This is a genomic window from Streptomyces sp. P9(2023), from assembly GCF_032436795.1.
Lineage (GTDB): Bacteria > Actinomycetota > Actinomycetes > Streptomycetales > Streptomycetaceae > Streptomyces.
In genome coordinates this window covers 507,068-525,676 of record NZ_JAUPWM010000002.1, presented here as the reverse complement: position 1 = coordinate 525,676, position 18,609 = coordinate 507,068, and the positions used below count along the sequence as shown (strand labels likewise).

Here is an 18,609-nt window from a genome sequence, read left to right as displayed (position 1 = left end):
CGTGAGCCCGCGCGCCGCGAGCCGCCGTACCGTGAGCCCGCGCGCCGCGAGCCGCCGTACCGTGAGCCCGCGCGCCGCGAGCCGCCGTACCGTGAGCCCGCGCGCCGTGGGCCGCCGTACTGTGACCCGTATGACGTCCGCGCCGCCCGCCGTCCCCGCCAGCGCCCTCGCCGACACCGTGCTCGGGCGTCTCACCGAGGTCTACTCGGCGGCCGGTGACCCCTTCCGGGCCCAGGAGATGGTCGCGTACATGAAGGGCGCCGCGCCCTTCCTCGGCATCCGCACCCCCGAGCGGCGCGCCCTGTCCCGCAGCGTCCTGGACGGCACCCCGCGCCCCGACGAGGCCGACTGCGCGGCCGTCGCCCTGCGCTGCTTCGCCCTCCCCGAGCGCGAGTACCACTACTTCGCCGTGGACTACCTGCGCCGCCACGTCCGGCGCTGCTCGTCCGGCTTCCTGCCCGTCGCCCGGCACCTCGTCACCACCGACTCCTGGTGGGACACCGTCGACCACCTCGCCGCGCATGTGGTCGGCGGACTCGTCGCCGCCGACCCGGTGCTCGCCGCGCGGATGGACGTGTGGATCGAGGACGACGACCTGTGGGTGGCGCGCACCGCGCTGCTTCACCAGCTCCGCTTCAAGGACGCCACGGACACCGAGCGGCTGTTCGCCTACTGCCTGCGCCGCGCAGGGGACACCGACTTCTTCCTCCGCAAGGCGATCGGCTGGGCCCTGCGCGAGTACGCCAAGACGGACCCGGACGAGGTGCGTGCCTTCGTGGAGGCGAGCCGGCAGCGGCTGTCCCCGCTCTCCGTGCGTGAGGCGCTCAAGAACCTCTGAACCCCGTCCCGCGGGAAAATCGTTCGACGTCGGCCGTCCGCCCCGCGATGATCGGGGGCATGTCCCGGTACGCCTTCCTCGCAGCACGGCCCGCAGTCGCGGCCGCGCCGAAGGCTGCCGTAGTGGATGCCACGTTCCTGGCATCCACGTTCCTCGCAGCCGCGTTCGACGGCGCCCGAAGCTGACCCTCCCCGGATCGTCCGGCGGACCCCGCAGGGGGAGGGTCGGTTCGCTCCCGGGGTCCCCTCACACGCTTCGAGCTCAAGGAACGAGCGAACCATGTCCAAGACGGCATACGTGCGCACCAAGCCGCACCTGAACATCGGCACCATGGGCCACGTCGACCACGGCAAGACCACCCTCACCGCCGCCATCACCAAGGTCCTCAGCGAGCGCGGGACCGGCACCTTCGTGCCGTTCGACCGGATCGACCGCGCGCCCGAGGAGGCCCAGCGCGGCATCACCATCAACATCGCGCACGTCGAGTACGAGACCGACACCCGGCACTACGCCCATGTGGACATGCCCGGCCACGCCGACTACGTCAAGAACATGGTCACCGGCGCCGCCCAGCTCGACGGGGCGATCCTCGTCGTCTCCGCGCTCGACGGGATCATGCCGCAGACCGCCGAGCACGTGCTCCTCGCCCGCCAGGTCGGCGTCGACCACATCGTCGTCGCGCTCAACAAGGCCGACGCCGGGGACGACGAGCTGACCGACCTGGTCGAGCTGGAGGTACGGGAGCTGCTGACCGCACACGGCTACGCCGGCGACTCCGTCCCCGTCGTGCGGGTGTCCGGGCTCAAGGCCCTGGAGGGGGACGCGCGGTGGGCCGGGGCGATCGAGGCGCTGCTCGACGCCGTGGACACGTACGTACCGATGCCGGTGCGCTACGTGGACGCGCCGTTCCTGATGTCCGTGGAGAACGTGCTCACCATCACCGGCCGCGGCACCGTCGTGACCGGCGCGATCGAGCGGGGCACGGTCCGGGTCGGCGACCGGGTGGAGGTGCTCGGCGCGGAGGTCGAGACGGTCGTGACCGGTGTCGAGACCTTCGGCAAGCCCATGGAGTCGGCCGAGGCCGGTGACAACGTGGCGCTCCTGCTGCGCGGCGTCGCCCGTGACGCGGTCCGCCGCGGGCACGTGGTGGCGGCACCCGGCAGCGTCGTCCCGAGGCGGCGGTTCACGGCCCAGGTGTACGTCCTGTCGGGCGAAGAGGGCGGCCGCACCACCCCCGTCTCCACGGGCTACCGGCCACAGTTCTACATCCGTACCGCGGACGTCGTCGGCGACGTCGACCTCGGAGAGGCGGCGATCGCGCGCCCCGGCGACACGGTCACCATGACCGTCGAGCTCGGCCGTGACGTGCCGCTGGAGCCGGGCCTCGGCTTCGCGATCCGCGAGGGCGGGCGCACGGTCGGCGCGGGCACGGTCACGACGGTCGACTGACCCCGGCCGGCTGGAAGCCCGCGTTCCGCACGTCGCGGAACGCGGGCCTCCGGCCGCCCTCGCCGCCGGTCGGTGGGCCGGCCCTCGCCGCCGTACGGGCACAATGAGCACGTGGAAGACCCCAGCGAGCCCATTCCCGTGATCCGTGACGTCGACGGCGGCACCGCCCGGCTCATGCCGGACATCGACCGGGAGCGGGCCTGGCTGCTGACGGTCGACGGCGCCCCGCAGTCGTACGTCGACCTGGACGAGCCGACGCACCTCGAGTTCGAGTACGCGCTCCGGCTCGCCCACGTCCTCGACAGCGCCGCCGACGACGGCGCCCCGCTCGCCGTCCTCCACCTCGGCGGCGGCGCGCTCACCCTGCCCCGTTATGTCGCGGCCACCCGCCCCGGCTCCCGCCAGGACGTGGTGGAGGCCGACCGGCGGCTGCTCGACCTGGTCGCCGAGCACCTTCCGCTGCCCGACGGCTCAGGGGTGGCCGTGCACGGGGCCGACGCCCGGGCCTGGCTGGAGAACGCCCCCTCGGCGTCGGTGGACGTACTGATCGCCGACGTCTTCGGCGGCTCGCGGGTCCCGGCGCACCTGACCTCCGTGGAGTACGCGCGGGAGGCGCGGAGGGTGCTGCGGCCGGGCGGGATCTATGCCGCCAACCTGGCCGACGGGGCGCCCTTCGCCTTCCTCCGCTCCCAGCTGGCCACCTTCGCGACCGCCTTCCCCGAGCTGGCGCTGATCGCCGAACCGGCCGTGCTGCGCGGCCGCCGCTTCGGCAACGCCGTCCTCGTCGCCTCCGACGGCGACATCGACACGGCCCGGCTCGCCCGGCGCGCGGCGGCGGACGCGTTCCCCGCGCGCGTGGAGTACGGCGAGAGCCTCACCCGCTTCACCGGCGACGCCCGGCCGGTGGGCGACGCGGACGCGGTGCCGTCTCCCGTACCGCCGGACGGTGCCTTCAGCGTCGGGTGACGGTCAGCCGACGGCCTTGGACGGTGACGGGGCAGGTGTCGCCGCGCCGGACGCGACCTCCTTCGTACGGCGCGTCAGGTTCCGTACGTCCGGGACGAACAGCACCAGCGCCGTCACGACCACGATCAGCACCGCCGAACCCCACAGCGCCTGACTCCGGCCGAAGAGGCTCTCCGCCGGGCCCGCGAGCGCGGTGGAGAGCGGGAGCATGGCCGTCGAGCCGAACCAGTCGTACGCCGCGACCCGCGACAGCTTCTCCTCCGGGATCTCCTGGTGCAGCGCGGTCATCCACGCCACCCCGAACACCTCGATGGCAAGGCCGCTGACGAACATCGCGGCCGAGAGCCCGACGACGTCGAGCGGCACCGCCAGCGCCGCCGAGGGCAGAGCGAGGGGGAAGACGCCCAGGGTGCCCACGAGGAGCATCCGGCGCGGCTTCCAGCGCATCATCAGCAGCGCGCCCGACAGCGTGCCCACGCCGAACGCGGCGAGCGCGAGCCCCCAGGGACGCGCCCCGCCGAGCTCGTCCCGGGCGACCAGCGGCCCGTACACCGACTCGGCCGCGCCGACGAGGGCCACCACGATCGAGAACTGGGCCACGATCGACCAGAGCCAGGGCCGCCCGATGAACTCCTGCCAGCCCTCGCGCAGATCGGCGAGCAGTCCGCCGCCCGCCTTCCGTTCGGCGATGTGGCTGACGTCGAGGAAGGCGCGGAACGCGCCGGCGACGGCGAAGGCCGCCGCGTCGATGGCGAGCACCCAGCCGGGGCCGACGGCGGCGATCATGGCGCCACCGAGCGCGGCCCCGCCGATGCCGGCGCCGTGCATCGCCATCCGGAAGAGGGCGAAGGCGCGGCTGGCCTGTTCGCCGTTGACGCTGGACATCAGCATGCCCTCGGCCGCCGGGCTGAAGAAGGCCTGGCCCGTGCCGCAGAGCGCGGTGAGCAGCATCATCTGCCAGAGCTGCGGGTCGCCGGCCAGGACGAGGACGGCGAAGACGGCCTGCGAGACGCAGTTCAGCGCGTTGGCGGCCACCATCACCCGGTGCCGGGGTATGCGGTCGGCGACGGCGCCGCCGATGAGCAGGAAGAGAACGAGCGGGAGGGTGCGGGCCGCCGCCACCAGGCCCACGTCACCGCCGTCGCCGCCGGTCTGGATCACCGCGAACGCCGCCGCGATCAGGGCACCGTGGGTGCCGAGGTTGGTGACGATCGCGGCGGCGGTCAGCAGTACGTAATTACGGCCGGCCCAGTCGGGGCGGCGGGAGAGCAGGGGCCTGCGGGGGGAGGCGGCGGGAGTTCTCACCCCGGGACTATCCCCGTCGCCGGCGCCTCCTGCCAAACCGATTTCGGTCGGGCGTCGGTGTGAGGTGCCAGGTGTCAGGCCTCGGACGTCACGAGGACGCCGGCGCCAGCCGGACCGTGGAGAGGATCTGCTGGATCGTGGTGTCCGCCAGCTCGTCCTTGACCCCGTCGGCACCGTAGAGGACGAACGACGAGAAGTCGCCCTTGGCGTTCTTGAAGGAGAACGCGATGGACTTGCCGTCCGACTCGCACTTGTTCCGCTTCTTGATGCCCGGGGCGGTCGCCGTCGCCATGCTGCCGCTGAGGCCGGACTTGGTGGTGTACGGCACGGCCTTGGTGATCTTGATGGTGCCCTTGGGCATGTGCTGGGCGTAGCCCGCCCACACCCAGTTGCCGGCCTCGTTGAACGCGGCCTCGGAGGTGTTCTTGGCGCCCTGGCCGCCCTTGGTGCCGGCGCTGCTCAGGCCCCAGCTCTCCTCGGAGCCGTCCTTGTTCGTGTCGAACGTGCACCACTTGCTCTTGTAGCGCACCGGAGCGGACATCGTGACGACCGGGGAGCCGTCGCCCTTCTTCTCGTCCTCGAAGAAGGTGACGGTGCCGGGCTTCAGGAGCTCCCAGTCGGGCGGTACGTCGAACAGCGTGCCGTACTTCGGGTTGTGGACGACCTTCCAGCCGGGGATCGTCGGCTGCAGGTCGGCGTCGTCACGGGGGTTGTCGATGGAGGGCGGAGCCTGGCCGGAGGCGGACGAGGAGGCCGAGGCGGACGCGGACGAGGAGGCCTTCGGGTCGCCGCCCGCCTTCGTGTTCTTGTCGTCGTCGCCGAGCACCAGGAAACCCGTGACGCCGGCGGCGACGACCACGGCGGTCGCGGCGACGATGGCGATCAGGGTCGTCTGCTTCTTCTTGGCGTCGCCGGGCCCGCCGGGTCCGCCCTGGGGCGTTCCCGGAACCGCGTACTGCGGGACGGTCGGCTGCTGGTACGGGTTGGGCTGCGGGTAGCCGGGCTGCGCGGGCTGCTGCGGGTAACCCGGCTGCGTGGGCGGCTGGGCCGGCGGCTGCTGCTGATAGCCGGGCTGTTGGTAGGGGTTCGGCTGCTGCTGGTACCCCGACTGCTGGTAGGGGTTCTGACTCTGGTCCTGCGGGTTCTGCTCGCCCCCGGGCGGCTGCTGTCCTGGCCACATGGCCAGTAACCATAGAGGTGTGGCGCGAACCCTGCTACGCCCGCCCCCGGTCGGGCGGGTGGGTTCGGGGATGGCCATCCGTACTACCGGTGGGTAACATCGCCGCATGAGCGCAGACCAGATGTCCGTCGGCGAGATGCTCGCCGCGACGGTTCCCATGGCCAGGACCCTCAAGCTCGAGTTCCTGGAGACCACTTCCGAGCGTGCCGTCGTCCGCCTGCCGGACCAGGCCGACTACCACAACCACGTCGGCGGACCGCACGCCGGAGCCATGTTCACGCTGGCCGAGTCGGCCAGCGGCGCGATCGTCCTGGCGGCCTTCGGCGACCAGCTGAACCGCGCGGTCCCGCTCGCGGTCACGGCCGAGATCGGCTACAAGAAGCTGGCCATGGGCGTCGTCACGGCCACCGCGACCCTGGGCCGCCCGGCCGGTGACGTCGTCGCCGAACTGGACGCGGGCGAGCGCCCGGAGTTCCCCGTGCACATCGCGATCACCCGCGAGGACGGCGCGGTGACCGGCGAGATGACCGTCGTCTGGACCCTGCGGCCGAACGGCCAGGGGAAGTAACACGGGCGAGGGCGACGGCAGGCCGCTGACTGTTAGGGCCTCATCCGTCGCCCCCGCACCTCCCGTCGGAAGAGCACGGCGATCTTTCCCGGTTCACGCGTCGATGACGACCACGCGGGCCCAGTCGGGCGGTGATTTCCGGACGTAGTCGGGGTTGTTCTCGTTGTACGGCCTGGCCGGCCCCGTGCGGGGGAACAGGCCCACCACCGTCCGGCACGGGGGTGGCGCGCTGGGCCACGGCGTCTGTCCGTCGGTCAGGGCCACGATCACGTCCGGGCGGGGCCGGCCGGCCAGTGCCTTGGTGAAGCCCGCCCGGAGATCCGTACCGCCGCCGCCGATCAGCGGGATCCCCTCCGCCGCGCAGATCGGGTGCGCGACCCTGGCCGCCGCGTCGCACGACACGACGGTGACGAGGTCGCGACGGCCGCCGACGGTACGGGAGATCGAGGCGACCTCCAGGAGCGCGCTGCCCAGTTCGGCGTCGCTGACCGAGCCCGAGGTGTCGATCACCACCGAGACGCGCGGCGGCCTGCGCCGCAGGCTGGGCAGGACGACACCGGGCAGCCCGGCCGAGCGCCGGGACGGCCGGCCGTAGCTGTAGTCGTCGCCCGCGCCCGGCCCCGAGGTCGCCGAGCGGAGCGCCGCGCCCAGCAACTCCCGCCAGGGCTGCGGCGGATGGAACGCCTCCTCCGCCCACCGCTTCCACCCCCTGGGGGCGCTCCCCGGATGCCCCGTGATGGCCTGCGCCACCCGGAACCGCACCGCGTCCCGCTCCTGCGCGCTGAGACCGTGCGCGCCGTCGGGACCGAGGTCCCACTCCCGTTCCCGGCCGTCCGCGCCGCTGCCGCAGTCCAGCCAGGCGTAGTGCTCCGTCCCGGGCCCGAGCCGGAACTGCCGCAGATAGTCCTCCATCAGCTCCCCGGTGGGGAGACGCAGGTGGCTCGGTATGACGGCGCCCTTCGGCCGGACCAGGCCGTCGCCGAACACGTCGTCGTTGATCTCCATGTCCGCCGCGATGTTCATCCGCAGCCGCTCCCCGGGGCCGGTCAGACCGTGCTCCTTCGCGAACCTGTCACCGCGCCCGTGATGGTCGCGCAGCAGGTGCGACACCTCGTGCACCCACACCCCGGCCAGCTCCTCCTCCGGGGTCCGGTCCACGAAACCGGGCGAGACGTAGCAGCGCCAGTAGCGGTCCACCGCCATCGTCGGCACCTGCCGGTCCTCGACCGGATGCAGGGCGAACAGCGCCGTCGCGAGGTACGGCCGGGCCCGGGCGGCGTGCAGGCGGGCCGAGAAGAGCTTGTCGCGGTCCAGGGCCGGCCGTCCGTCGTGCGTCGCCGCCGGTCCGTCGTACGCCTCCGTCCCCAGCGCCTTGGGCGCGTCCCGTGTCATCGGCGTCCCGCCCCGGCCGCCCGGCCCGCCGCGTCGTCCGCGCGCCGGGACAGGGTGACGACGCCCGCGAGCCGCTCGATCGACGCCGGAACCGACCAGTCCGCCTGCCGCAGCGAGGCCAGCGTCGTCGCCGGGACGACCACCAGGTCAGGGGCGCCGGTCTCCAGTGCCCGCACCAGGACCGCCCAGGCAGCGTCCCAGCGGGCCTCGTCAGGGCGCTCGCGTACGGCCGCCACCACCCCGTCCAGTACGGCCTGGCGCAGATCCCCGCGCTCGGGCAGCTCGACGGCCGCCGGGTCGGCGAGCAGCACCTCGGGGTCCGGGAGGTCCAGCCGTTCCAGGCTCGCCATCAGCTCAAGGCCGGGGCCCTCGCCCACGCTGCCCCGGACCAGCTGGGCCAGCACGTCCCGCGAGGAGCCGGCCGCCGTCGCGAAGGCGATCAGCCGGAGGGTCATCTCCCAGCTCCGCGGCGACGGCCACGGTCCGCCCCGCCGCGTCTCGGTGGTGGGCAGCCGGTGTACGAGCTCGGGGCGGGCGGACAGGAACCCGCACACCGCGCGCCGGGCGAACTCCACGGCCGCGGGCAGCCGTTCGGGGTCCAGCCGCGGGAGCGTGGCCCGGGGCCAGGTCCCGCCGAGCCCGCGGACGACGACCTCCCGGTCGTGGGTCCACTGCAGATGGACGAACCGGTTGGCCAGCGGCGGACTCAGCTCCCAGCCGTCGGCCGCCGACGACCGGGGGTTGGCGGCGGCCACGATCCGTACGCCGGGCGGCAGTTGGAGCGCGCCGATCCGCCGTTCCAGTACGAGACGGAGCAGCGCGGCCTGCACGGACGGCGGAGCCGTGGACAGCTCGTCCAGGAACAGCAGCCCCCGGCCGGCCCGGACCAGCCGCACGGCCCAGTCCGGGGGCGCCAGCGGGACGCCCTGGGTGGCGGGGTCGTCTCCGACGACCGGCAGCCCCGAGAAGTCCGACGGCTCGTGCACACTCGCGATCACCGTCGTCAGCGGGAGGTCCAGCTCCTCCGCCAGCCGGGTCAGGCCCGCCGTCTTGCCGATCCCCGGCTCACCCCAGAGGATCACCGGCAGGTCGGCGGTCACGGCAAGCGTCAGGGCCTCCAGCTGGGTGTCGGTTCGCGGTTCGGTGGTGGTGTCGGCCAGCAGGGCCAGCAGGTCGTCGGCGATGTCGAGCGCGGAAACGGGGGAGTGGGTGGGAGCGGGAGCGGGAGCGAGGGCAGGGGCTGGGGCTGGGGCGTACGCGGGCATGGTGTGCAGGGTGGGCATGGGTGATCACCTTGGGGTTCGTCGTGAGAAGTGGGTGCGGGGCGGAGCCCCGGGGGGCAGCCGGCCTCAGCGCGGGTGCCGGGCCGGGCGCCGGGCGCCGGTCGGCGTCAGCGCGCGTGGCGGGGGCGGATGCGGTGGTCGCGCGGCCGGGGAGTGGCGGCAGGGGTGCGGTGGGGACTGGGTCCGGAGAGGCCCGACCGGAAGAGCCCGTAGGCGATCCGCCGCCCCGCCGCCTCCTCCAGCGCGTCCCGTAGCGGCCCGCGGCGGAGCGTCGCCTCGGGGCCGAGCAGCCCTTCGACGACGGCCAGCGCACCGGCGGTGTCGCCGTGCTGCAGACGTTCGCGCACGCCGACGAGGCAGTCCGGGCGGCGGTGCGCCTCGTCGATCTCCCGCAGACAGGGGAGCGGCGGGCCGCCGAGCGCGACGAGCAGCTCCTCCCGCCGGAGCTCGTCCGGGGCGTGGTCCAGGGGAGCCAGGACGCCGTCGACCAGGGCGATCCGGTGCCGGGCGCCCCGGCACTCCACGACCCGAGGACCCGAGGTCGTCCCGTCCTCGGACGGAGCGGACGCCGGGTTCGGCGCGTGATCCGGTACGAGTGCGGCGGCGACCAGCGGATGGAGCCGGTCGGGATCGATCGCACCGGCCCGGAGCAGCTCCAGGTCGGGCAGCACCCAGGTCGCCGCGTCCGGCAGGACGGGCGACCGGGAGCCGCTGCCGCCGTCCGACGAGACGGCGGCGATCCGCCACGCGGCCGGGGCGGGCTCCGCTCCGGGCGTCAGGTCCAGGGTCAGCCGGTGCCGCGTCCCGAGGCGTACGGTCACGGCACCGCCGGACCCGCCCTCGGCCCGGAGCAGGTGGCCCGCCTCGGCCGCCCATCGGTCGACGGCACAGCGGTACCCCTCCGGGACCGGCAGCCCCGGATCGCCCCTCGGCGGACGGTCCGCCCCGGAACGGGCCCGGAGTTCGTCCGCCCTGCGCGCGTCCCACAGGTGGCGGTGCAGATCGAGGCGGAAGCGCCGGCTGGGACGAGGGCGCGGATGCCGGCCGGCCGGGCCCTCGCCGAGGGGGCCGTCGGGAGACCCGTCCCAGAGAGCGAGGCTGATCCGCTGACCACCGTCCGCCCAGGCCGGGGGAGTACGGGCAACCAGGTGCACCGGTCCCGTGTGCGCCGCCGCGTCCGGCCTGTCGTACCCGGCCAGCGCGATCGTCAGCCCCGGGCGCAACAGCCCGTCCGGAGCGATCCTCGGCAGGTGCCAGCGCAGCAGGTCAGGAGCCAGCCGGCGGAGGTCGCGGCGGACGCGGTCGGCGAGTTCCCGGCCGTGGGCCCGGGCCACGGACCGTAGATCGAGATCGATGTCGACACGGGCGGCGGCACACGCCCCGGCCCAGTCCCCGACCCGGCGGCGGGCGGCGGCTGTCGTGATCATGGACGGCGGCACGGCGAACTCGCGGACGCGCAGCCAGAAGGAGAGGAAGGAAGCGTGGGAATCCTCGTACGCGGAGTGAGTGAGCATCAGCACTCACCTTGCGCGGACGGGACCCCCCAACACTGAACGGTGTGAGTAGTCATCGCGGCGGAGCGTACCGGCCCCCGGCCACGGCGGGCCAGTGATTTACGCCCCCGCCTCGCCCCGCCTATGCCCCGCACGCGACCGGACCTCGGCACGTCCACGCTCCCGCACGCGACCGGACCTCCGCCCGTGACCAGGTAGGCTGCCCCGGCGCGCGCGACGCGGCGTGCGCCTCGACACGGGAGGAATCCGCGTTGCACGTCCAGGAGTGGCTGGAGACGATCCCCGCGGTCGCGATCTACGCGCTGGTGGGAGTGGTGATCGGGCTCGAGAGCCTGGGGATCCCGTTGCCGGGCGAGATCGTCCTCGTCAGCTCGGCCCTGCTCGCCTCCCAGCACGGTGACATCAATCCGTACGTCCTCGGCGCCTGCGCCACCGCCGGGGCCATCATCGGCGACTCGATCGGTTACGCGATCGGCCGCAAGGGTGGCCGGCCACTGCTCGCCTGGCTGGGCAAGAGATTCCCCAAGCACTTCGGCGAGGCCAACATCGCGCTGGCGGAGCGGTCCTTCGAGAAGTGGGGCATGTGGGCGGTCTTCTTCGGCCGCTTCGTCGCCCTGCTGCGGATCTTCGCCGGTCCGCTCGCGGGCGTGCTGCGGATGCCGTACTGGAAGTTCCTCATCGCCAACGTCTTCGGCGGCATCCTCTGGGCGGGCGGTACGACAGCCGTCATCTACTCGGTGGGCGTCGTCGCCGAGGCCTGGCTCAAGCGCTTCTCGTGGCTGGGTCTGGTCCTCGCGGTCCTGGTCGGTGTCACGTCGATGCTGATCCTGAAGAACCGCGCGAAGAAGGCCGCGGAGAAGGCCGAGACGACCACCGAGCCGGCGGCGGAGCCGACGCCGGTCGCCGTGGCGGACTGATCGAAGCCTGTCCGTAGAAACGTTCGAGGGCGCGGTGGCCGCACGGCCGCCGCGCCCTTCGTGTGTCTCAGTCCTGGAAGGCCTCGGCGTGGGCCTTGGCCAGGTGGAGGTACATCTCCGCGTTGAGCCGGATGCCCGCCCGCTCCTCGTCCGTGAGCGGGCGCCGCACCTTCGCCGGGACACCTGCCACCAGCGAACCCGGCGGGATCTCCATCCCCTGTGGGACGAGCGCCTGCGCGGCGATGAGCGAGCCGGCGCCCACCCGGGCCCCGTTGAGGACCGTGGCGCCCATGCCGACCAGGACGTCGTCCTCGATCGTGCAGCCGTGCACGGTCGCGTTGTGGCCGACCGTCACCCGGTCGCCGATCGTGACCGGGAAGCCCGGGTCGACGTGGACCGTGCAGTTGTCCTGGATGTTCGAGTCCTCGCCGACGACGACGGGACCGCAGTCCGCGCGGAGCACCGCGTGGTACCAGACGCCGGCGCGGGCCCCCAGCGTGACGTCACCGAGCACGACGGACGTCGGGGCCGTGAAGGCGGTCGGATCGATCCGCGGTTCCTTGCCGCCCACGCCCTTGATCAACGCCTCGGTCATCGTTCGCTCCTGATCACTCGTGATCCTTCGTCTGCGCGCGTCACGCCCTGCTGGGCAATCTAGCCCCGTCCCATGACGGACATCACAGGGCACCCCCCTGATCAGGTACGACGGCGGCGACTACCGTGTCCGGGTGCCCAGGAACAGAAACACGTTCTCATCCCTGACCGCCTGGCGGCGGCGCGTTCTCGCCCGGGCCGTGCAGGGCGGGTGGCGCTGGGTGCAGGAGACCGGGGCCGTGACCGCCGAGCGCCCCGGGCGGCTGCGCTTCCGGCGCCTCGGCGCGGGCACCCGGCTCGCCTTCCCGCAGGGCACCGTCTTCGGTGAGCAGTGGATCGAGATCGGCGAGTGCTGCATCATCGCCGAACAGGTGACGCTCACCGCGGGCATGCTGCCGGGACTCGACCTCGGCCCGGAGACCGTCCTGACGCTGGGCAACGGCGTCGTCCTGGGCCGCGGCAGCCACGTCATCGCCGACACGCACGTGACGATCGGCTCGGACACGTACTGCGGTCCGTACGTCTACATCACCTCGACCAACCACAGTTACGACGATCCCGACGAGCCGGTCGGCAGGCAGTGGCCGCGCTCCGAGCCGGTCGAGATCGGGCCGGGCTGCTGGCTGGGCACGGGCGCCGTGATCCTGCCGGGCGCGCGGCTCGGCCGGAACGTGGTGGTCGCGGCGGGAGCGGTCGTACGGGGCGAGGTGCCGGACCACTCGGTGGTGGCCGGCGCCCCGGCCAAGGTCGTGCGCAGCTGGGACCCGGAGAAGGGCTGGCAGCCGCCGCTGCGGACCCCGGCGCCGGTACCGGTGCCGGACGGCGTGACGCACGAGCAGCTCGCCGCGCTCGCTGCCTGGGACCTCGCGGAGGGCTGACCCCGCTGCCCCCGCTCCTAGCGCCTGCCCTGCATGTCCGCCCGTCAGCCCGTCGCGAGGAGCACCGTGCCGACCAGGGCCAGGCCGGCTCCCGCCGCCTGGACCGCGCGCAGCCGCTCCTTCAGCACCCCGCGCGCGGCGATCGCGGTGATCACCGGGTAGAGGTTGGCCAGGACCGCGGCGACGGTCACCGGGCCGTTCTGCGCCGCGATCGAGTACGTACCGTTGGCGGCGACGTCCGCGAGGCCCACGAAGGCGAGCGCCGGGAGGGCCGCCCACACGACCTTCATCCCGCCGCCGTCCTCGGGCAGCGCGCGGCCGCCGCGCTTCACCGAGATGTACAGCGCGCCGCCGCCCACCGCCACGTTGGTCACCCGCTGCACGAACAGGGCGAGGAACAGGCCGGTCAGCGTCGTGGACGCCTCGGCGATCAGCGCCATGACCGAGCCGAAGCCGAAGGCCGCGACCAGGGTGAGCAGCACGGCCTGGCGCTGTACGGGCGCGCCGCGCAGCTCGGGCCCGCCGGCGAGGACGATGCCGACGATCGCCACGCCGATCCCGGCGAACTGGAGCAGCCCCGGCCGGTCGCCGATGAGCAGGCCCACCGAGACGGGCACGACGACGCCGAGCGAACCGAGCGGGGAGACCACGCCCATCGGGCCGAGCGCGAGGGCCTTGTAGAAGGAGAGCATCGCGACCGGACCGACCACGCCCGCCGCGACGGCGTACCAGAGCTGGGGTCCGGCCTCCGACCAGGCGCCGGTGGCGATCACGATGGCGCCGAGGACGACGACCGCGACGGCCTGCGAGGCCACGACCACCGTGAGGGCGGGCATGCGCCGGGTGAGCAGCCCGCCGCCGAAGTCGGCCAGGCCCCAGAGCAGGGCGGTGGCCAGAGCGAACAGCGCAGTCATGGATCCTCGCAGGGTGGCGGTCTCGCAGTACAGTGCGGTGGACAGCTGAGTACACCGCGGTAGACCTCACCGTAGTTCAGTCTGTTGAACTCTGTCATTCAAAATATTGGACGGAATGTGTCGGACCTGGATCAGCTCACGCAGTCCCTCGCGCGGAATCTGAAGCGGTGGCGCAATGAGCGCGGTTTCACGCTGGACGCGCTCGCCGCCCGGGCGGGCGTCAGCCGCGGCATGATCATCCAGATCGAGCAGGCCCGCACGAACCCCAGCGTCGGCACCACCGTGAAGCTCGCCGACGCGCTCGGCGTCTCGATCACCACCCTCCTCGACTACGAGCAGGGCCCGCACGTCCGGCTCGTCCCGCCCGACCAGGCCGTCCGCATGTGGTCCACCTCCACCGGCAGCCACACCACACTCCTCGCCGGCACCGAGGCCCGCGGCCCGCTGGAGCTCTGGGCCTGGACGCTGATGCCCGGCGACGGCAGCGCGTCCGACCCGCACCCCGACGGCACGACCGAGCTGCTGCACGTCACGGCGGGCGAGCTCACCCTCGTCGTGGAGGGCGAGGAGCACCACATCCCGGCCGGCACCTCCGCCGTCTTCGAGGCCAACGTGCCGCATGCCTACCGCAACGACGGCGCGGAGCGGGTCGAGATGACCATGGCCGTCTCCATCCCGCCCGCACGCTGAGACGCCCAACGCCGTCCCGGACGGCCGCTGTTAGCGTGGGCCGTATGCGCGCACCCATCGGAGACTTCGACAACGCCGTACCCGCCCCCGACTGCCTCGACCAGCTCACCGAGCCGGTCGCCGCGGCCGTGCGCGCGTGGCAGGGCACCGTCCCGGCGGAGCAGCTGCTGTACGTCGACACCGATCCGGAGATCGCCGACACGGCCCTCTTCGTCGAGCACTACGGCGCCGGGCTGCTGGACGAGTCCGCGAACTGCGTGATCGTCGCCGGGAAGCGGGGCGAGGAGACGACCCTCGCCGCGTGTGTGGTGCGCTCGGCCACCCGGGTCGACGTCAACGGAGTCGTCCGCCGTCACCTGGGCTCCCGCAAGGCGCGGTTCGCGGACATGGAGACCGCGACCGGCGAGAGCGGCATGGAGTACGGCGGCATCACACCGATCGGACTCCCGGCCGACTGGCCCGTCCTCGTGGACGCCACCGTGGTCGACCTCCCCTGGGTCCTCATCGGCAGCGGCCGCCGCCGCGGCAAGCTGATCGTCCCGGGCAAGGCCCTCGCCCAACTCCCCGGCGGGGTCGTCCTGGAGGCCCTGGGCGAGGAGTGAGCTGCGTTTCCGCTCCGGTCCTCCGGTCCTCCGGTCCTCCGGTCCTCCCGTGCCCCGGTCAGCCCGTGCTCCGGTCAGCGGGCCATGTGGCGCCCCAGCTCCCGTGCCCTTTCGCGCAGTCCCGCACCCCAGGGTCCGGCTTCCGGCGGCGCGGACATCCCGGTGGCGGCGGAGACCTGAACGTCTTCGAGTCCGCCCGGCAGACCGGATCCGAGCTGTTCCCAGTCCACCCTGATTCCGGCCCGCTCGGCCAGAGCCAGCACGGTGGCCGTGAAGCCTTCGGACAGCGCGAGCAGGATGCCGTGGCTCGTTCTCCGGTGCCGCGCAAGCAGGGCGTCGACGAACGTCTCGAACACGGCCCGGTCGATCTGGCACTCGTCGTTCTCCATCGGACCGAGGCCGGACGGGAGCTCCAGCTCGGCCTCGAAGACGGCTACCTGGCGCAGGAACATGCGGGAGGCGCCGTTGGACGGGTTCCACAGCGTCTCGTCACCCATGTCGAAGTACTGGCTCATCGCGGCCGCCCGCCTGGGCGCCGCGCGTCAGACGAGGTCCGGTCGCCGGTCGAGCTGCGGGATCTCGATGGCGGGGCAGCGGTTCATGACCATGTCGAGGCCCGCCTCGCGCGTCCTCGCGTACGCCGCCTCGTCGATCACGTCGAGCTGGAACCACACCGCCTTGGCCCCGATGGCGACCGCCTCGTCGGCGATCTGGCCCGCGTGCTCGCTGTTGACGAAGACGTCGACCACGTCGACCGGGAACGGGATGTCGGCGAGCGAGGCGTACCCCTGCTCGCCGTGGACCGTCTCCGCCTTCGGGTGCACGGGCACGATCCGCTTGCCGTAACGCTGGAGGACCGCCGCTACGCCGTAGGCCGCGCGCGACCGGTTCGACGACAGCCCGACGACCGCCCAGGTGTCGCCCCGCTCCGTGAGGATGTTCCGGACGACGTCACTCTCGCTCTGCACGCTCTCTACCTCCGGTCGGTGGGGTCGGACACCCCTGCAGAGGGAACGAGCGCCGACCGCGCCGCATTCCCGGCGGAGCCACGGCCGGTCGGTCCCCGGTCGTCGGACCGGGATCCGAGGCGCGGCCGGTCAGCCATAGGGTGAACCCCATGCCTGCCACGCTCAGTTCCACGAAATCCGCCGCCGCACTCCGGCGATCGGCCCGCGTCTCCGCCGAGTTGCTCGTCGTCCTCGTCATGGCCGCCGTGGCCCTGTGGCTGCTCGGCCGGATGTGGTCGGTCGTGTGGCCCCTCATAGTGGCCCTGCTCCTCACCACGCTGACCTGGCCGTTCACCCGCTTCCTGCGCCGGCACGGCTGGCACCCCGCACTGGCGGCGTCGACGGTCACCGTGCTCTTCCTGCTGGCCGCCGCGGGCACCGTGGCGCTGATCGCGGTGCCCGTGTCGTCACAGTCGGGGGAGCTCGCCGACGGCGTCGTGGACGGTATCCAGAAGCTGCGCGAGTGGGCGGCCGGTCCGCCGCTGAACATCGGCGACGAACAGATCGCCGGCGCCTTCGACACCGCGATCGACCGCGTACAGAACAGCGTCGGCAATGTGGTCTCCGCGGTCGGCACGGGGGTGAGCACCGTCTTCAACGGTGTGGTCACCGCCGTCCTCGCGGTCTTCCTCATGTTCTTCTTCCTCAAGGACGGTCCGCGGTTCCTGCCGTGGCTCACCCGTCAGCTCCCCGGCCGGCTGGCCACCGACATCCCCGTCGTGGCCACGCGCGGCTGGGAGACCCTGGGCGCGTTCGTGCGGTCGCAGGCGTTCGTCGGCCTGCTCGACGCCGTCTTCATCGGCATCGGGCTGTGGATCCTCGGCGTGCCGCTGGTGCTCCCGCTGGCGGTGCTGACCTTCGTCTCCGCCTTCGTGCCCATCGTCGGAGCCCTCTTCGCCGGCCTGGTCGCGGTCCTGATCGCGCTGGTGTCCAACGGTCCGAGGGACGCGCTGATCGTGCTGGCCATCATCGTCGCGGTGCAGCAGCTGGAGGGGAACGTCTTCCAGCCCATGATCCAGAGCCGCGGGCTCGGCCTCCACGCGGCCGTGATCCTGCTGGCGGTGACGCTGGGCGGCAGCCTCGCAGGCATCGTGGGCAGCCTGCTCGCCGTACCGATCGCCGCGCTGATCGCGGTCGTCTGGAACTACCTGCGCGAACAGCTCAGCGACCCGGAGCCAGAGCAGGAGCCGGAGCAGGACGACGCGCCGCCGTCCATCGGGGCCCCCGTTCCGTCCTGACCGCGCGGGGCCGCGGGTACGCGTACCCCTCGGACGCCGTCCCAGGACCTCCGCTCACCCTCCCGCGGGGACTCCACCAGCGTCGGCCCGTCGTCGCCCGGGCGGCCGAAGGTCATCACCGGCCGGGACGCGACCCAGGCCGCCGGCCCCGGCCCGCCGGCCGTCAGCCCGGCGGCGCAGCGCAGCGCCTCGTGCCACAGCTCGCCGGGTATCTCCCCGGGGCGGCCCGTCCGGTACACCCGGAGGGTCCGCGCCGGCGCCCCGGTCCTCCACGGCGCGGCGCGCAGCGTCGAACAGGCCCTTGGCGAGCGGCGAGGCGAGCAGCGCCGCTCTCCTGGAGACCCTCCGGGTCTGGCTGGACTGCGGATGCTCCGCGGCCCGGGCCGCCGAGCGGCTCTACTGCCACCGCAACACGGTCCTCAACCGCGTCAGCCGTATCGCGGAGCTCACAGGCCCCTCCAGCGAATCCGGCGACACCCGCCTCGGCTGGGCCCTCGCCCTGCGGGCCCTGCCGCTCGCGGACCTCGGCGAAGAGCAGGAGCGGACGGTGGGGGACAGGGGCGCGTTCCCGGGCGCATAGGGTGGCGGGATGCAGGAGCAGTACCGCACCATCGCCCGCGAGGGTGTGCACGAGACCGAGATCAACCGCTCGCGCTTCATCTGCGCACTGGCGCCGGTGGCCACCGAACAGGAGGCGCAGGAGTTCGTCGCGCGCGTCCGCAAGGAGCACCCGACGGCCACGCACAACTGCTTCGCGTACGTCATCGGCGCCGACGCCTCCGTACAGAAGGCCAGCGACGACGGCGAGCCCGGCGGCACGGCCGGCGTGCCGATGCTCCAGATGCTCATGCGGCGCGAGGTGCGGTACGTCGCCGCCGTCGTCACCCGCTACTACGGCGGCGTGAAGCTCGGCGCGGGCGGACTGATCCGGGCGTACGGCGGTGTCGTCGGCGAGGCCCTGGACGCGCTCGGCACCCTCACCCGGCAGCGCTTCCGCCTCGCCACGGTCACCGTCGACCACCAGCGCGCGGGCAAGCTGGAGAACGATCTGCGGGCGACGGGACGCAGCGTGCGCGAGGTGCGGTACGGCGAGACGGTCGCCATCGAGATCGGCCTCCCCGACGCCGACGTGGACACCTTCCGCGGCTGGCTCGCGGACGCGACCGCCGGCACCGCGACCCTGGAGCTGGGCGGCGAGGCGTACGGCGATGCGTGAGCGGACGGCCCGGGGGAGCAGCGGGTCCACAGCCTCGGTGACCGTGGACCCGGCAGCC

20 protein-coding genes are annotated in these 18,609 nt (G+C 73.2%); 11 read left to right on the top strand and 9 right to left on the bottom strand.

Annotation, left to right across the window (positions count from 1 at the left end):
* The first annotated feature begins 130 nt into the window (after window positions 1-130).
* The 3 genes from Q5762_RS04875 (at window position 131) to Q5762_RS04865 (ending at window position 3,253) form a co-directional block, all read left to right on the top strand.
* A complete protein-coding gene (locus Q5762_RS04875; protein WP_315890697.1) occupies window positions 131-838 on the top strand; it encodes a DNA alkylation repair protein in 708 nt (235 codons plus the stop codon).
* A 279-nt stretch (window positions 839-1,117) separates the two neighbouring features.
* Entirely contained in the window at window positions 1,118-2,287 is a 1,170-nt protein-coding gene (gene tuf, locus Q5762_RS04870) for an elongation factor Tu (protein WP_315890670.1), read from the top strand.
* Between the two features lie 174 nt (window positions 2,288-2,461).
* Entirely contained in the window at window positions 2,462-3,253 is a 792-nt protein-coding gene (locus tag Q5762_RS04865) for a fused MFS/spermidine synthase (RefSeq protein ID WP_315890696.1), read from the top strand.
* Between the two features lie 3 nt (window positions 3,254-3,256).
* On the opposite strand, the gene Q5762_RS04860 is transcribed toward Q5762_RS04865, so the two are convergent.
* Together Q5762_RS04860 and Q5762_RS04855 are read right to left on the bottom strand one after the other, a co-directional pair.
* Entirely contained in the window at window positions 3,257-4,558 is a 1,302-nt protein-coding gene (locus tag Q5762_RS04860; protein ID WP_315890669.1) for an MFS transporter, read from the bottom strand.
* An 88-nt stretch (window positions 4,559-4,646) separates the two neighbouring features.
* Entirely contained in the window at window positions 4,647-5,738 is a 1,092-nt protein-coding gene (locus Q5762_RS04855) for a hypothetical protein (RefSeq protein WP_315890668.1), read from the bottom strand.
* Between the two features lie 106 nt (window positions 5,739-5,844).
* Here Q5762_RS04855 and Q5762_RS04850 point away from each other — a divergent pair, with 106 nt between their 5' ends.
* Window positions 5,845-6,306, top strand: coding sequence for a DUF4442 domain-containing protein (locus tag Q5762_RS04850; RefSeq protein ID WP_315890667.1), 462 nt, complete (start codon window positions 5,845-5,847; stop codon window positions 6,304-6,306).
* A gap of 93 nt (window positions 6,307-6,399) precedes the next feature.
* Here the strand turns inward: Q5762_RS04850 and Q5762_RS04845 are convergent, their stop codons facing one another.
* The 3 genes from Q5762_RS04845 to Q5762_RS04835 all read right to left on the bottom strand — a co-directional run bounded on the left by Q5762_RS04845 (window position 6,400) and on the right by Q5762_RS04835 (window position 10,495).
* Window positions 6,400-7,698, bottom strand: a complete 1,299-nt coding sequence (locus Q5762_RS04845) for a DUF2201 family putative metallopeptidase (RefSeq protein ID WP_315890666.1) — start codon at window positions 7,696-7,698, stop codon at window positions 6,400-6,402.
* Window positions 7,695-8,963, bottom strand: a complete 1,269-nt coding sequence (locus Q5762_RS04840) for a MoxR family ATPase (protein WP_315890695.1) — start codon at window positions 8,961-8,963, stop codon at window positions 7,695-7,697. Before Q5762_RS04840 ends, Q5762_RS04845 begins: the two co-directional genes overlap by 4 nt.
* A 125-nt stretch (window positions 8,964-9,088) precedes the next feature.
* Window positions 9,089-10,495, bottom strand: coding sequence for a hypothetical protein (locus Q5762_RS04835; protein ID WP_315890665.1), 1,407 nt, complete (start codon window positions 10,493-10,495; stop codon window positions 9,089-9,091).
* A gap of 251 nt (window positions 10,496-10,746) precedes the next feature.
* Here Q5762_RS04835 and Q5762_RS04830 point away from each other — a divergent pair, with 251 nt between their 5' ends.
* Window positions 10,747-11,412, top strand: coding sequence for a DedA family protein (locus Q5762_RS04830; RefSeq protein WP_315890664.1), 666 nt, complete (start codon window positions 10,747-10,749; stop codon window positions 11,410-11,412).
* A 67-nt stretch (window positions 11,413-11,479) separates the two neighbouring features.
* Here the strand turns inward: Q5762_RS04830 and Q5762_RS04825 are convergent, their stop codons facing one another.
* Window positions 11,480-12,007 carry a gamma carbonic anhydrase family protein gene (locus tag Q5762_RS04825; protein ID WP_315890663.1) on the bottom strand — a complete coding sequence of 176 codons (528 nt, stop codon included), beginning with the start codon at window positions 12,005-12,007 and terminating at the stop codon, window positions 11,480-11,482.
* Between the two features lie 133 nt (window positions 12,008-12,140).
* Between Q5762_RS04825 and Q5762_RS04820 the strand changes: the two genes are divergently transcribed.
* A complete protein-coding gene (locus tag Q5762_RS04820) occupies window positions 12,141-12,884 on the top strand; it encodes an acyltransferase (RefSeq protein ID WP_315890662.1) in 744 nt (247 codons plus the stop codon).
* A 44-nt stretch (window positions 12,885-12,928) separates the two neighbouring features.
* Here the strand turns inward: Q5762_RS04820 and Q5762_RS04815 are convergent, their stop codons facing one another.
* The gene (locus Q5762_RS04815) at window positions 12,929-13,798 is read right to left on the bottom strand and encodes a DMT family transporter (RefSeq protein WP_315890661.1); all 870 of its coding nucleotides are present in this window, start codon (window positions 13,796-13,798) and stop codon (window positions 12,929-12,931) included.
* Window positions 13,799-13,915: 117 nt separating this feature from the next.
* On the opposite strand from Q5762_RS04815, the gene Q5762_RS04810 reads away from it, so the two are divergent.
* Together Q5762_RS04810 and Q5762_RS04805 are read left to right on the top strand one after the other, a co-directional pair.
* Window positions 13,916-14,488: an XRE family transcriptional regulator gene (locus Q5762_RS04810; protein WP_315890660.1), complete on the top strand. Its 573-nt coding sequence runs from the start codon at window positions 13,916-13,918 to the stop codon at window positions 14,486-14,488.
* Window positions 14,489-14,532: 44 nt separating this feature from the next.
* Entirely contained in the window at window positions 14,533-15,090 is a 558-nt protein-coding gene (locus Q5762_RS04805) for a YbaK/EbsC family protein (RefSeq protein ID WP_315890659.1), read from the top strand.
* Window positions 15,091-15,164: 74 nt separating this feature from the next.
* On the opposite strand, the gene Q5762_RS04800 is transcribed toward Q5762_RS04805, so the two are convergent.
* Both Q5762_RS04800 and Q5762_RS04795 read right to left on the bottom strand, forming a co-directional pair.
* On the bottom strand, window positions 15,165-15,605 hold the full coding sequence (locus Q5762_RS04800; RefSeq protein WP_315890658.1) for a DUF6086 family protein: 441 nt from the start codon (window positions 15,603-15,605) through the stop codon (window positions 15,165-15,167).
* A 27-nt stretch (window positions 15,606-15,632) separates the two neighbouring features.
* Window positions 15,633-16,058 carry a CoA-binding protein gene (locus tag Q5762_RS04795; protein ID WP_315890657.1) on the bottom strand — a complete coding sequence of 142 codons (426 nt, stop codon included), beginning with the start codon at window positions 16,056-16,058 and terminating at the stop codon, window positions 15,633-15,635.
* A 149-nt stretch (window positions 16,059-16,207) separates the two neighbouring features.
* Between Q5762_RS04795 and Q5762_RS04790 the strand changes: the two genes are divergently transcribed.
* The 3 genes from Q5762_RS04790 to Q5762_RS04780 all read left to right on the top strand — a co-directional run bounded on the left by Q5762_RS04790 (window position 16,208) and on the right by Q5762_RS04780 (window position 18,551).
* Window positions 16,208-17,335, top strand: coding sequence for an AI-2E family transporter (locus Q5762_RS04790; RefSeq protein ID WP_315890656.1), 1,128 nt, complete (start codon window positions 16,208-16,210; stop codon window positions 17,333-17,335).
* Between the two features lie 301 nt (window positions 17,336-17,636).
* A complete protein-coding gene (locus Q5762_RS04785; RefSeq protein ID WP_399494439.1) occupies window positions 17,637-17,915 on the top strand; it encodes a helix-turn-helix domain-containing protein in 279 nt (92 codons plus the stop codon).
* Between the two features lie 9 nt (window positions 17,916-17,924).
* A complete protein-coding gene (locus Q5762_RS04780; protein ID WP_315890655.1) occupies window positions 17,925-18,551 on the top strand; it encodes a YigZ family protein in 627 nt (208 codons plus the stop codon).
* Window positions 18,552-18,609: the final 58 nt, after the last annotated feature.

Coding starts and splice junctions, on each gene's coding strand:
- Q5762_RS04875 (WP_315890697.1), top strand. CDS start 131: ATGACGTCCGCGCCGCCCGCCGTCCCCGCCAGCGCCCTCGCCGACACC.
- tuf (WP_315890670.1), top strand. CDS start 1,118: ATGTCCAAGACGGCATACGTGCGCACCAAGCCGCACCTGAACATCGGC.
- Q5762_RS04865 (WP_315890696.1), top strand. CDS start 2,462: ATGCCGGACATCGACCGGGAGCGGGCCTGGCTGCTGACGGTCGACGGC.
- Q5762_RS04855 (WP_315890668.1), bottom strand. CDS start 5,738: ATGTGGCCAGGACAGCAGCCGCCCGGGGGCGAGCAGAACCCGCAGGAC.
- Q5762_RS04850 (WP_315890667.1), top strand. CDS start 5,845: ATGAGCGCAGACCAGATGTCCGTCGGCGAGATGCTCGCCGCGACGGTT.
- Q5762_RS04845 (WP_315890666.1), bottom strand. CDS start 7,698: ATGACACGGGACGCGCCCAAGGCGCTGGGGACGGAGGCGTACGACGGA.
- Q5762_RS04840 (WP_315890695.1), bottom strand. CDS start 8,963: ATGCCCGCGTACGCCCCAGCCCCAGCCCCTGCCCTCGCTCCCGCTCCC.
- Q5762_RS04835 (WP_315890665.1), bottom strand. CDS start 10,495: ATGCTCACTCACTCCGCGTACGAGGATTCCCACGCTTCCTTCCTCTCC.
- Q5762_RS04825 (WP_315890663.1), bottom strand. CDS start 12,007: ATGACCGAGGCGTTGATCAAGGGCGTGGGCGGCAAGGAACCGCGGATC.
- Q5762_RS04815 (WP_315890661.1), bottom strand. CDS start 13,798: ATGACTGCGCTGTTCGCTCTGGCCACCGCCCTGCTCTGGGGCCTGGCC.
- Q5762_RS04805 (WP_315890659.1), top strand. CDS start 14,533: ATGCGCGCACCCATCGGAGACTTCGACAACGCCGTACCCGCCCCCGAC.
- Q5762_RS04800 (WP_315890658.1), bottom strand. CDS start 15,605: ATGAGCCAGTACTTCGACATGGGTGACGAGACGCTGTGGAACCCGTCC.
- Q5762_RS04790 (WP_315890656.1), top strand. CDS start 16,208: ATGCCTGCCACGCTCAGTTCCACGAAATCCGCCGCCGCACTCCGGCGA.
- Q5762_RS04780 (WP_315890655.1), top strand. CDS start 17,925: ATGCAGGAGCAGTACCGCACCATCGCCCGCGAGGGTGTGCACGAGACC.